Source organism: Roseofilum sp. (assembly GCF_982964205.1).
The window spans coordinates 1-13,547 of sequence record NZ_CEZBFX010000127.1; the positions used below are offsets into that span (position 1 = coordinate 1).

The window sequence follows — 13,547 nt, forward strand, 5'->3', positions numbered from 1 at the left end:
CTATTTACCCCATGCTGAGGCATGGGGTGCTATGGTGATTTTGTGTTGAATGTGTGTTGAGCGCAGGTTTCCAAAATCCGATTTCGGAGGTCAAAGTCTTACGGGATCGAAGATTGACAATAACGCGCCCTGGAGGACTTGAACCCCCGACATCAGGTTTTGGAGACCTGCGTTCTACCAACTGAACTAAGAGCGCACTGGTTGGTTTGGATTAACCTAAGCCCTCTAATTATACACATCAATTGGAATTTGTGTCAAGGGGAAGGCGTTATTTAGTCTTAGTCTTGATTTTTGTATCTAAGGGACGATCAAAGCGCTGTTTGAGACGAGTTGCTTTACCAACGCGATCGCGCAAATAATAGAGTTTGGCTCGGCGGGCTTTTCCTCGGCGAGTCACTTTAATATTGGTGATGCGTGGAGAATGGAGTAAAAAGACTCGTTCTACGCCCACACCTTGGAATATTTTGCGCACTGTTATGGTTTCATTGATGCCACCATTGCGCTTGGCAATCACCACACCTTCATAGGGCTGGGTTCTTTCTTTTCCACCTTCTCGGATTCTCACGCCGATTTTTACTGTATCTCCAACATAGATTAGAGGAATCTCTGGTTTCATTTGTTCCGCTTCTATAGAGCGGATGATTTCTTGAGCGTGCATGGGCTTATCTATCTTAAAAACTCACAATTTTTTATAATAACTCAAGATTTTATATTCTGTCTAGGGGAATGGGAGGACAGGGAGGGCAAATGCATACTATATTTTGGCTTAACGACGGAATCCAATTTTCAGAGATCGATCCCTTGAGTTGAGCTTACCCTGGTACTATAGCCCCGATCTGCCACTCTTAGAAATCCTAAGGAATTTCTAAGAGTGGCAGCCTGCAATTTATGTTAAAAAAAATACCTTAAAACAAGAGTTTTTCTTGTCAACTGGAAAAATCAGCAATCAATCTCTGAAACAAACACTTGAAATGAGTCAAACAATAGATCGGAAAATTCACGAGTTCATAGAAAAATCTCGGGGATTAACAGGGCAAATCATCCAAGAACGAGAGCCTTGGAATACAGAAGTTACAGCGCAAGCCATCAGACATTTTGCTTATGGGATTAGCGACGATAATCCCCTCTGGCTCGATCCAGATTACGCCCGGAAGAGCGATTATGGCCGTCTCGTGGCACCGCCAACTTTTCTAACCTCAGTTTTGTATCCAGCACTGCATGGGTATCTAATGAAATTACCCATGTCTAATTTGATTGGAGAGCTAGAATATGAATGGTTCCACCCAATTTTAGAAGGAGATTCTTTAAGAGCGTCGGCGAAACAAACAGGGGTTTACGAGTCTAAGAACCGTGAAAATCGTTCCTTGGTTTGCATCCTCTCTGAAACAAGCTACTGGAATCAAAAGGAAGAATTAGTCGGTAAAGCCAAGAGTAATTTGGTCTGGATTGCACGGACGGAAAACGATTTTTTAGTGAATCGTTCGATTTACGAATATTCGGAGGAAGAATTGGCCGAGATGCGCGAAGCCTTAGATCGGGAAAGTCGAAGGGGCGATCGCCTTTTATGGGGAGAAGATGTCGAGATTAATGCCAAACTCCCCCCTTTAGTTCGCGGCCCCTTAACTGTCGGCGATTTGATTTGTTGGCAAGCAGCGACTGGGCCACCTTATCGCCCTGGGGCTTTAGGGTATCGCGATACTCTCAAAGCTCCTCATGCTTCGGTGAAAAATCCGATAACTGGCTGGCCAGTTAAATATTCTCAACAGCATGAAGATTTTCTCTTGGCCAAACAACGGGGTATGTCCGCACCATTTGATAATGGCGTAATGCGCTTTGCTTGGCTAGCCCCGTTACTGACAAACTGGATGGGCGATCGCGGACAGCTTAAACGATTATCAGTACAGATGAACGCTCCAGTTTTATATGGGGATACGATTTGGTATGAAGGAACCGTTGTTAAAAAAACAGAACGTGACTCGGGAATTTTAGTTAAAATCAAAATTACTGGCACAAATCAACTTGGAGAACTAACAACCACAGGAGAGGGAGAGGTTTTACTTCCCTCTCGAATAAACGAGCCTCAAGAATGTCCACTGGAAATTTTCGTACCCAACTCTTATACTGAAGAACCCTGTTTTCATCAGTTAATCGAAGGGCAAGTGGAACGAAGACCGGAGGCGATCGCGCTTGTGGATAATTGCCGACAGCTAACCTATCGAGAATTAAATCGGCAAGCTAACCAACTGGCCCATTATCTAAAGCAATTCCATCTTGAACCTAACACTTTAATCGGAATCTGCCTAGACCGTTCTTGCGAATTTGCGATCGCTATTCTTGCTATTCTCAAAGCAGGTAGCGCTTATTTACCCCTAGACTCTGAATATCCCTCAGAGCGTTTAGCATTTATGTTGAAAGATGCTAAAGTTCCGATTTTAGTCACTCGGAAAGAACTCGGAAAGATAGTTCCAGAGTCAGACCTAATATTTGTTTATCTCGACTCAAAACAGTCAGAAATTGCTGGGCAAAGCTTAGAAAATCCAGCAGACGAAGTAAGCTCTAATAATCTAGCTTATGCCATTTATACTTCTGGCTCGACAGGTCAACCCAAGGCTGTTTGCATTCCCCACTACAGCTTATCTTCTTATATGCGGTCTATTGGATTCCCTTTGGGAATTGAAGAAAGCGATAAATATTTACACACCGCTTCTTTTTCATTTTCAGCAGGGGTGAGACAAACGCTCTTACCCTTATTTATTGGTGCAACATTAGTCATTGCCGATCGGCAACAACGACAAGACCCAGTACAGCTTTTCCAACTGATTAAAAATACTGAAGTAACTATCTGGGATACGGTACCGACAATCTGGCAATTTTGTATCAATTTTTTGCAAGAACTCGATGAAAAAGCAAGACTCGATCTGCTAAATAATTCCTTGCGATTAATTTTGGTTACAGGAGAACCTTTAGCTTGGAATACTCCCCACGATTGGCGTTACCAACTCCAACATAATGCTCGAATAATTAATCTTTACTCCCAATCTGAAACTACAGGAACAGTGAGTTATTATCTCATTCCTGAAGAGTTTAACCAGGAAACCGGAATCGTACCTCTCGGAAAGCCTCTTCAAGATGTAACAATTCTCTTACTTGACGAAAATTTAAACCCAGTACCAGAGGGCGAAATTGGTGAACTTTGCGTCGCAGGTAAACGTCAAGTACGGAGTTATCTCAATCGTCCAGAATTAACCAGAAAGAAATTTATCATTAACCCCTTTGAAGGAATTACCCACCTTTATAAAACAGGGGATTTAGCTCGTTATTCACCTGAAGGAATATTAGAATTTGTTGGAAGAAGCGATCGCCGCATAAAAATCAGAGGACTTAGAGTCGAACTAGAAGGAATAGAAGTGACGCTAAATAGGCACCCAGATGTAAAAGAAACTGTAGTAATTGCTCGGAATGATTTTCTAAAAGCTAATAATTTAGTAGCTTATGTTGCTCTCAAGAATTATTCTTTAATCCTTGAAAAGCCCTCAGTAATTAAAGAGGAGTTGCGAAACTTTGTCGCAGAAAAACTACCAGAACATGCCGTACCAAGCCTCTTCATTTTTTTAGATTCTTTGCCGCGAAATTCTAACGGAAAATTAGAGCGACGCAATCTTCCTTCTCCCGAATTATTACGCCCACAAAAAAGTAATTATGTCTCTCCTCGCGATGAGTTGGAATTAGAGTTAACGAAAATTTGGGAGAGCGTCTTAGAAACTCAACCCATCGGCATACAAGACAACTTTTTTGCCTTAGGTGGTCACTCGATTTTAGCGGTACGGTTGTTTGCCAAAATCGAGAAAATCTTTAACCGCAACTTACCTCTATCTATTCTTTTTGATGCTCCTACTATCGAGCAACTAGCTAATCTTTTGCGTCAGCAGGGATGGTCGGCAAGTTGGTCATCTTTTTATCACACAATTAAGCTCATCAACCGCGACAACGATATTCCTCTCTCCTTTGCCCAAGAAAGACTCTGGTTTTTAGATAAACTAGAGCAAAAAAGTGCTACCTACAACATATTTAGAGCTTGGCGACTGTTCGGAAACTTATCCATCCAGTCACTAGAACAGGCTCTCCAAGAAATAGTTCGTCGTCACAAAAGCCTGCGGACAATCTTCAAAGCAAAAAATGGAGTTCCCATTCAGATCATCAGCCCCACCATAGCAACTCCCCTAAACATTATCGACGTGCAACAACTACCAGAGATAGAACAGGAAAAACAGGTAATAAACTTTGTCAAACAAGAAGCGCAAAAACCCTTCGATCTAGAAAGCGGCCCCCTCCTGCGAGGAAATTTACTACAACTGGATTCGGGAAGTTTTATCTTAACCCTAACCATACACCACATAATTTCCGATGGTTGGTCGATGGGAGTATTATTGGGAGAATTATCGACACTTTATCAAGCCTTCAACAAAGGGGAAAAATCTCCATTAGCAGAACTGCCGATTCAGTACGCGGACTATGGAATCTGGGAGCGAGAGTGGTTAAAAGAACAACAACAACAAAGCCAACTGAACTATTGGAAACAAAAGTTAGCAAATGCTCCCCCATTACTAGAACTGCCCACAGACAGACCCCGCCCTTCAGTGCAAACATTCCGAGGTGGAACAGAATCATTTCAACTCTCGAGGGAACTCACCCAAAAACTGCACGCATTAAGTCAACAATCGGGATGTACCTTGTTTATGACCCTATTGGCAGCATGGAGCAGTTTACTCTATCGTTACAGCCAACAGTCAGATATCTTAGTAGGAACCCCCATAGCTAACCGCCAACACCAAGAAATCGAACCCTTAATTGGCTTTTTTGCGAATACATTAGTCATGCGAACGCAATTTGAAGAAGGGCAGAGTTTTGCGAATGTATTGAAAGGGGTTCGCCAAACAGCAATAGAAGCATATTCCCATCAGGATACCTCCTTCGAGCAGTTAGTGATGGAATTAGAACCATCCAGGTCTTTGAGCTATAATCCCTTGTTCCAAGTGATGTTTGTCTTACAAAATGCAGACATGGGAAACCTAGAATTGCCAGAAGTGAGTTGCTCTCAATTAGAGAGGTCGAGTGTAGTCGCCAAGTTTGACTTAACTCTATCGATGCAGGAGACAGAAGATGGATTAATGGGATATTGGAAATACAACAGGGATTTATTTGAGGGGGCAACTATTGGTCGTTGGATGGGACATTTTCAAGTTTTGCTAGAATCTATAGTTGCGAATCCTCAACAGGAGGTTGAGCAATTACCTTTGTTACCGGAAAACGAGGGGCATAAGATATTAGTGCAATGGAATGATACGACGACCGATTATCCCCAAGATAAGTGCATTCATCAGTTATTTGAGGAGCAAGCGGAATGCACTCCTGATGCGGTGGCGGTTATCTTTGAGAATGACCAACTAACCTATCGAGAGTTGAATGCAAAAGCGAATCAACTAGCACATTACCTGCAAAGTTTGGGAGTCGAACCGGAAGTGCTGGTAGGGATATGTGTAGAGCGCTCTATTGAGATGATAATTGGATTTTTGGCAATTCTCAAAGCAGGTGGTGCTTATGTTCCAATCGACCCGAATTATCCGAGCGATCGCCTTGCTTATATCTTAGAAGATTCAAAGGCACGAGTGCTGTTAACTCAAGAGAATCTTGTCACTAGATTTTCAGGATATAAAACTCAGGTTGTTTGTTTTGAGAAAAACTGGGATACTTTTTCCGGCGAGAATAACATCCAGAACGGCCAAGTCAATTCTGCAAACTTAGCTTATGTCATTTACACTTCTGGCTCAACTGGCAAACCCAAAGCAGTGACTATCGAACATCGAGCGGCGTTAAACCTGTCGGTAGGACTCCAACACGCGATATATGCTATCCCATTGCCACGTCAGCGCAGAGTGAGTGTGAATGCGCCCCTAATTTTTGACGCTTCGGTTCAACAGCTAATTCGACTTTTGCATGGGGATACTCTCTATATCATACCGAAAACGATCCGCTTGAACGGAGATGCTCTTTTATCCTACCTGCAAAAACAGCAGATCGATGTATTTGACTGTACGCCATCACAACTGACACTAATCGTAGAAAAATGGTTCTCTCGCGAAGAGACGCTTCCAGAAATTGTTCTCGTTGGAGGGGAAGCGATAGATGAATTAATTTGGCAAGCATTAGTAAAGGCAAAATATACTCGTTTTTATAACGTTTACGGACCGACAGAATGCACTGTAGACACTACAGTTGCTTCTTGTTATCACAATAGTGTTAAACCAGTAATCGGTCATCCGATCGCCAATACCCAAACCTATATTCTAGACAACCATCTCCAACCCGTACCCATTGGGGTGACTGGAGAACTGCATATCGGTGGTGCAGGGTTGGCTCGTGGTTATCTCAACCGCCCCGAATTAACCGAGCAAAAGTTTATCCCTAACCCTTTTAGCAACGAACCAGGTTCTCGCCTCTACAAAACTGGAGACTTGGCACACTATCTTCCCGATGGCAACATCGAATATATCGGTCGCATCGACAATCAAGTGAAAATCCGAGGATTCCGCATCGAACTCGGAGAAATTGAAGCTGTCTTAACTCAACATCCAAACATCGGCCAAGCCGTTGTTATTGTCCGCGAAGACATCCCAAGAGATAAACGACTCGCAGCCTATATCGTTGCCAAAGGGGAAGTGGTATCCTCTGATTTGCGCGGCTTTCTCAAAAGCAAACTCCCCAACTATATGATGCCTAGTGCTTTTGTCTTTTTAGATGCAATTCCTCTCACTCCCAACGGCAAAATAGATCGCCGTGCCTTTCCCGTACCAGATGTTTCAACTCAAGAAGCAGAAAAAATAGCCCCCCGCACCACCAGAGAATTGCAACTGGTACAAATTTGGTCTGAGGTTCTCAATATTCCTTCCGTTGGAGTGCGAGACAACTTTTTTGATAAGGGCGGTCATTCTCTGTTAGCGGTTCGTCTGGTGGCTCGCATCGAAGAACAATTCGGAACTCGGCTGCCCCTGGCAACTCTGTTCAACGAACCCACCATCGAAGGTCAAGCCAGTTTACTCAGTGCAGCCGTAAATCCTGAACTTTTCTCACCCCTAGTTCCAATTCAGCCAAAGGGTTCTTTGCCACCATTTTTCTGCATTCATCCAGTGGGAGGCAACGTTCTGTGCTATTGGGACTTGGCTCACCAGTTAGCTGTGGAACAACCTTTCTACGGTTTGCAAGCCGTAGGGTTAAATGGAGAGAGTAAGCCTAAAACTTGCATTGAAGATATGGCTACCATTTATATTGAAGCAATACAGACTGTTCAACCCCAAGGACCATACCAGCTCGGTGGTTGGTCTTTCGGGGGGATCGTTGCTTTTGAGATTGCCCGACAGCTAGAGGCTTTAGGAACTGAAGTAGAAACGCTGGCATTAATAGATAGCTTTAATTCTACCGTTCTCAATAAGTCCAAACCAGATGAAACGATGCTGGTAATTTCTTTTGCCAAATCTCTAAGTCGTCCTTTTGGCAAAGAACTGCCCGCTTCAGCGGAGAAAATGGGGCAACTGGAGTTGGAGGAGAAGTTAAACTATATCCTTAACGAAGGCAAAAAACTTCAGATTTTGCCTCCGGAAATCGGACTAAAGCAGATGCAGCAGCTATTTGCGGTTTTCCAAACCAACGTTGAAGCTATGCATGGCTATGTACCCCAGCCTTACTTGGGTCAGATTACCCTCTTCTATGCCGACGGAAAATCAGAAGAATTAGCTCAAAAACAGATTCAAGGTTGGAGGTCTCTAGCTGCCAGTGGCATCAATATCCACAAAATTGCTGGAGACCATTTTTCGATTATCCGCAGTGAAGCCTTAGCCAAAGAGCTAGGTCCCTATCTGAAATTTTGAGGTACCCCATTGAAAAAGTCTCCTGAAAACTACGGGATTTCCTCCAATATATTGCATTTAAACAATGTTGATAATAGTGGCATAAATAAAAATTTCTAGTTTGTTTCCTGGAAAAGCTGCTACTTCTGAAAAGATTTAATTGGATGCAGCGCTATAGACTATCGCAGATAGTCATTGACTCTTGTTTCTTCCAGATTAATTTTTAATTTTTAATTGAATTGCGCTTTCCACTTGGATCTCACCTAGGGTTTTGGGAATGACGTTGCAACCAAACATGAGACCTCCAGGTTGTTGGCGAAAGGTGGCTAGGGTTTTGAGGGGTTCGCGCTGGGAGTTGCGCTCTCCAGTGATTTGATTGGTGGTGATAATGATGCACCGGGAGCAGGGTTTTACTAATTCTAATTCTACTGGGCCAATGGTTACGGTTTGCCAGCGATCTTCCCCAAACGGTTCGTTGGTTTCAATGACGATGTTGGGACGGAAACGGTTCATGGGGAATTGGGGAGGATTTTGGGGATAGGTTTGGCTCAGTCGGCGGTTGAGGTCTTCTAAAGATGCGGTATTTGTTAACAGGATGGGATAGCCATCGGCAAAACTGACCGTATCATTTTCCGTGATGGCATACTTGGAATCAACGGCGCGGGGATGGTGGGGAGATTGATGGACAAGACGACAGGGATGGTCTAATTTCAGGACTCTTTGAAACCATTCGGCAACGGCATCTCCTTGGTCAATGGCAAGGGTCTGGGTTTGCCATACTTGAACGGGGTGTAACTTGCCTTCTAAGGTGGGTTGAAGCACTAAGGGGTCAAATTTCTCGTATTCTAGGGTGAGGGTCTCAGCCGTCAAATTTACCTGGACTTTGGTCATTTGTGGATAGTCCCGTTGGGTCATAAATTGACCTTGTGGGTTGACGAGCATCATTTGACGATCGCCAGCTAACCCATTTGGGGTTACTCTAATATTTTGGCAGGCGATCGCCCCACAAGACTTAATCGGGTAAATATACAACTGGGAAACTTGCATCATCCGCACCTTAGCTATTTTATGCCATTGTATCCCTATTCACTTTACCGCAATTTGTAAGACGGCTGGTGTTTTGGTGAGCATCGGCTCTAAAGATTCGACTAACGCGTGTTCCCAGTTCGATAAGTGTTCTAAAGATAATCCAGGGAGAGAATCGACAGGAAAGGCCCATACGGCTAAACTCACATTTAGGGATAACTGATGCAGAATTTTAACCATTGGTAATTGACGGTAATAACACCAAGATTCGCGCAAATTGACTTGAGTTTTACCAATATGAAGTAAAATCCAGTTTTCCCCATCTTGACTTTCAGCAACCAAACCATATAAACCCGGTAATTCAGGTACATTTGGACACCGTTCTTCTGGAGAATCTAAGGTATAATGAACCCAGCACTGTTGAATCCAGACTGAGAGGGGTTGAGTCGGGGTCAAGTTCATAGATTTTCCTAATCCGCTGGAATGGCTTTATGTCGTTTCCCTATACAGATTATCCCTGCTTGATCCGGAAGAGTTTCTGACTGAAGATTGATGCGGTAAGACCAGCGTAAAATCCAGTTTTCCCGATTCCCGATTCCTGATTCTCTATTACCCATTACCCATTCACCTGAGCTAACATAGAGATGGTGTGAGAGGTGAGATCGATGGTCTTACAACAATATTTTCGATGGCAGTGGCTGATGGGAGTGGCAATGCTGGTTTGTTCTCCCCTTCTCCTAGAATCGGTTTGGGCAGCCGAACAAGTCTATGTTTCTTTTTCTTTAGTTGAGCGCTCTATTCCTGTGCGGGACTTAGAAAACTTTGTTAATGAAGGAAAAATTAGCCCTAAATTATCTGCTTATACTCGCTATCTGAATGAGGATCAACTTAACCAGTTTAGGGAAATTCTCCAGCAGCCGATTGATGTGACTCCTTTAGGGATTTCTCAATTTCTCTATTCTCCTCAAGGAGAAGTGTTATTAGAGCGCTTGGGGCGAGTGGTGAAAACGGGAGGACGACAACAGGGATTTTATGCTATTCGAGCAGCTTTGATTTTAGCTGCGGCTGAACCGGATGGGATGACATTGCTGAATATTTTACGGAAATTTCCCACTCAAGGATTACGGATTGATTTAGAATCGGCTCTCGATATTGCCTTGAATTTGTATACCTTAGTGCAGCAAACCAATGAAGCGAATCAGGTGGTGGCTCAACAATCGGCGATCGAGGTTTCGTTTCAATCTCAACTGGCAAAAGTGCCAGAGGGAATTCAATGGAATTCGGCATTTCCTTTTTCAGTTCCGAAAGGAGAAATTCCCATTTCTGAACTGCCTGATTTAGATGATGTGGGCTATTTTCGCTGGGAAAAACGCTCGTTTACCCTCCGAGATCGGGAGCGAAATCGAGCTTATCCGGTCGATCTTTATGTTCCTAACCGTTCCGATCAACCCGCTCCTTTAGTTGTTATTTCCCATGGTTTAGGCTCGAATCGAGAAAGTTTTGTGTATTTAGCCACTCATTTAGCGTCTAGAGGGTTTGCGGTGGTGGTTCCTGAGCATTTGGAAAGTAGCGATCGCCAACGGGAAGCGATGCTCGAAGGAAAAGCGAATGAAGTGGCTGAACCGAGCGAGTTTATCAACCGTCCTTTAGATATTATCTTTATGCTTGATGAACTCAGCCGCCAAACCCAACCGGGTGGCGCTCTGGAAGGACGGATTAATGTAGATCGCGTAGGGGCGATCGGGCAATCATTTGGCGGTTATACCGTGTTGGCGTTGGCTGGAGCTAAGATTAATTTTGAACAGTTAGAAGCAGATTGTAATCCCAATAGTCCGTCGTGGAACGTTTCTCTGTTGCTCCAATGTCGCGCTTTAGAGTTAGGAGAGGGCGATCGCTCCCTGAACCTCCAGGACTCCCGCATTCAGTCCGTAATTGCCATTAATCCCATTAGCAGTCGGGTTTTAGGAGAATCGAGTCTCGATGATATTCAAATTCCTGTGATGATTGTTGCCGGGAGTAAAGATACGGTTGCCCTATCTTTTCCCGAACAGATTTTACCCTTTGTTTGGTTAACGAATACATCAGAAAAATATTTAGTCTTACAGGAAGGAGGAACTCATTTTTCTACCTTACAACCGGGGGAAGACGATCTCCCGTTACCCAGCTTGGTGATTGGCGAAGATCCCGACTTAGCCCGTCGCTATACCCTAGCCTTAACCTTAGCCTTTTTCCAAACTTATGTGGCTGAAAATCTAGACTATAAACCTTATTTAACTCCCGCTTATATCCAATCGATTAGCCAGGAACCCATGCCCTTGAGTTTAGTCACTCAACTCGAACTGGAGCAATTACCAGAAATCTCTCCAGGATTTTGAGATCGATTCATAATGAATGGATCTCAGGATGGAGAAATGGTTAACTCTGACATCTCAAGAGGTAATTGTTCATGATTGATAAGTGACGCTTCAGCAGTGACGGGGATTAAGCGAACGGCACAGGCTTTGAGTTCCGGTTGTCCGGAACTGGGGCAGGCTTCCGGATGGGTTAACATATTGGCTTCTGTGCGATCGCCCCACATGGCTCCCCAATGCATCGGTGCAAATACGGTTCCTTTAGTAATATTCTGGGTTATTTTAGCCGGAAAACGACACCATCCGCGCCGCGATCGCACTTCAACCATCATCCCTTCTGTAATCCCTAATTTCTCAGCATCATAGGGATGTACCTCAATCACTGCTTCTGGATGCATCTTCTGAATCTTATCAATTCGACCGGTTCGAGTTAAGGTATGCCAATGACCATAGAGCCGGCCTACCGTTAGTACAAAGGGATACTCACCATCCGGCGGTTCTGCCAAGCCCCGCGAATGGAATGCCGCAAACCGCGCCCGACCATCAGGGGTATTAAAGCGTAAATCCGTATACATGCGTGCCTGTGGTTTTCCCTCATCGGTACAGGGCCATTGGAGGGGCCCCTCTTCCCGCAGACGCTCGTAAGTAATCCCCCGTTGCTCGCAGGGTCGATTAGCCGTAAGCTGGAGAAATTCATTACGCACCGCTTCCGAGTCCGCAAAAGTAAACGGCTGCTCATACCCCAATCTGCGTCCCACTTCGGCAAAGATTTCCCAGTCGGGACGTGCAGAACCCGGAGCGGGTCGAAACGCTGGACAGAGGGTGACGCGGCGCTCCGAGTTAGTCATGGTTCCGGTTTTCTCGCTCCACTGAGCCGCAGGGAGCAAAACATGGGCATATTCGGCCGTTTCTGTGGGATAATAGGCATCCTGGCAGATAGTAAATGGCGATCGCAACAAAGCCGCTTTTGTCCGCTCCAAATCTGGCATACTGACCGCCGGATTCGTTGCTGCAATCCACAAAACCCCTACCCAGCCTTGTTCCAACCCTTGAATCATCTCCCAAGCAGACAACCCCGGTTCAGAATTAATACTTCCTGGCGTTAATCCCCAAAGCTGTTCCACTTCTCGACGATGCTCTCTATTTTTGACCAACCGATAGCCCGGTAAAATATGGGCGAGTCCTCCCGCTTCCCGGCCTCCCATCGCATTCGGTTGCCCAGTGAGCGAAAAAGGGCCAGCTCCTGGCTTACCAATATTCCCCGTCATCAAATGCAGATTAATCAGCACTCGATTCTTTGCTGTGCCTTCCGAAGACTGATTTAACCCCATCGACCACAGAGAGAGTACCCGCTTCGACTCTCCCCACCAGCGAGCTGCCAGTTCCAAATCTTCCACTGAAATTCCGCAATTTTGCGCCACTAATTCCGGGGGATAAGATTGGATAACCTTTACATAGTCGACAAATCCAGTGGTTTGTTCATCGATAAACAGGGAGTCAATCAATCCCCACTTGTGTAATAAATGGGCAATTCCATTCATTAAATCAATATCCGTACCCGGCCGAATCGCCAAATGTAGGTCCGCCGCTTCTGCGGTTTGGGTCTTGCGCGGGTCGACAACAATCAGTTTTACCTGCTTATTTTTCTTGTGATAAACCCGCAAGCGATTAAAAATAATCGGGTGACATTCTGCCGTATTCGTACCAATGAGAAACGCACAGTCGGTTAATTCCAAGTCATCATAACAACAGGGTGGCCCGTCAGAACCCAAGCTTTGAATATATCCGGACACTGCCGAAGACATGCACAAGCGAGAATTGGCATCAAAATTATTGGTTCTCAGGAAACCTTTAAGCAATTTTTGGGCAATATAATAATCTTCCGTTTGAAACTGTCCGGACCCATACATACAAATCGCATTAGGCCCTTGGACTAACCGAGTCGTCTTAATTTTGCCCACAATGCGGTTGAGCGCTTCATCCCAAGTTACTTTACGAAATGGCTCATCCAATGAATCGCGCATCATTGGGGTTTTGAGGCGATTTCTCTCTAAAGATTCACTTATTGTCGCTCCTTTCACACAAACCTTTCCCAAACTCGATGGGTGAGTTTTATCGCCCATTATCTTCCAGATAGGTAACCCATCTTTGTCTCGGTTGGTCGCTTTACCAGGGACAGCAGGAGGAGAGGCATCTAAGCCACAACCGACTCCACAATAAGGACAAAGGGTTTTGTGTACCATGGCAGTTTAGTGGGGGGATAGGGGAT

7 protein-coding genes and 1 tRNA gene are annotated in these 13,547 nt (G+C 44.7%); 2 read left to right on the top strand and 6 right to left on the bottom strand.

Features of this window, described 5'->3' with window-relative positions:
- Positions 1–123: 123 nt before the first annotated feature.
- Together AC3A14_RS21265 and rplS are read right to left on the bottom strand one after the other, a co-directional pair.
- Positions 124–196 (bottom strand) — tRNA-Trp (locus AC3A14_RS21265).
- Between the two features lie 72 nt (positions 197–268).
- Positions 269–658 carry a 50S ribosomal protein L19 gene (gene rplS / locus AC3A14_RS21270; protein ID WP_271936856.1) on the bottom strand — a complete coding sequence of 130 codons (390 nt, stop codon included), beginning with the start codon at positions 656–658 and terminating at the stop codon, positions 269–271.
- 313 nt (positions 659–971) lie between these two features.
- Between rplS and AC3A14_RS21275 the strand changes: the two genes are divergently transcribed.
- Positions 972–7,922 (top strand): non-ribosomal peptide synthetase, encoded by a 6,951-nt coding sequence (locus AC3A14_RS21275; RefSeq protein ID WP_318734844.1) that lies wholly within the window; start codon positions 972–974, stop codon positions 7,920–7,922.
- 195 nt (positions 7,923–8,117) lie between these two features.
- Here AC3A14_RS21275 and AC3A14_RS21280 read toward each other — a convergent pair whose 3' ends face one another.
- The 3 genes from AC3A14_RS21280 to AC3A14_RS21290 are packed head-to-tail and all read right to left on the bottom strand — an operon-like array spanning position 8,118 to position 9,544.
- Complete coding sequence (locus AC3A14_RS21280) at positions 8,118–8,948, bottom strand: MOSC domain-containing protein (RefSeq protein ID WP_413039156.1); 831 nt, start codon at positions 8,946–8,948, stop codon at positions 8,118–8,120.
- Positions 8,949–8,987: 39 nt separating this feature from the next.
- On the bottom strand, positions 8,988–9,389 hold the full coding sequence (locus AC3A14_RS21285) for a hypothetical protein (protein WP_318734839.1): 402 nt from the start codon (positions 9,387–9,389) through the stop codon (positions 8,988–8,990).
- A gap of 8 nt (positions 9,390–9,397) precedes the next feature.
- Positions 9,398–9,544, bottom strand: a complete 147-nt coding sequence (locus AC3A14_RS21290; RefSeq protein ID WP_318701468.1) for a hypothetical protein — start codon at positions 9,542–9,544, stop codon at positions 9,398–9,400.
- 48 nt (positions 9,545–9,592) lie between these two features.
- Between AC3A14_RS21290 and AC3A14_RS21295 the strand changes: the two genes are divergently transcribed.
- Entirely contained in the window at positions 9,593–11,302 is a 1,710-nt protein-coding gene (locus tag AC3A14_RS21295) for an alpha/beta hydrolase (protein WP_318734836.1), read from the top strand.
- A 23-nt stretch (positions 11,303–11,325) separates the two neighbouring features.
- Here AC3A14_RS21295 and AC3A14_RS21300 read toward each other — a convergent pair whose 3' ends face one another.
- A complete protein-coding gene (locus tag AC3A14_RS21300) occupies positions 11,326–13,521 on the bottom strand; it encodes a molybdopterin oxidoreductase family protein (RefSeq protein ID WP_318734833.1) in 2,196 nt (731 codons plus the stop codon).
- Positions 13,522–13,547: the final 26 nt, after the last annotated feature.

What these genes read in the sequence shown, in the direction of transcription:
- rplS (WP_271936856.1), bottom strand. Translation starts at nt 658, where the DNA reads ATGCACGCTCAAGAAATCATCCGCTCTATAGAAGCGGAACAAATGAAA.
- AC3A14_RS21275 (WP_318734844.1), top strand. Translation starts at nt 972, where the DNA reads ATGAGTCAAACAATAGATCGGAAAATTCACGAGTTCATAGAAAAATCT.
- AC3A14_RS21280 (WP_413039156.1), bottom strand. Translation starts at nt 8,948, where the DNA reads ATGCAAGTTTCCCAGTTGTATATTTACCCGATTAAGTCTTGTGGGGCG.
- AC3A14_RS21285 (WP_318734839.1), bottom strand. Translation starts at nt 9,389, where the DNA reads ATGAACTTGACCCCGACTCAACCCCTCTCAGTCTGGATTCAACAGTGC.
- AC3A14_RS21290 (WP_318701468.1), bottom strand. Translation starts at nt 9,544, where the DNA reads ATGGGTAATAGAGAATCAGGAATCGGGAATCGGGAAAACTGGATTTTA.
- AC3A14_RS21295 (WP_318734836.1), top strand. Translation starts at nt 9,593, where the DNA reads ATGGTCTTACAACAATATTTTCGATGGCAGTGGCTGATGGGAGTGGCA.
- AC3A14_RS21300 (WP_318734833.1), bottom strand. Translation starts at nt 13,521, where the DNA reads ATGGTACACAAAACCCTTTGTCCTTATTGTGGAGTCGGTTGTGGCTTA.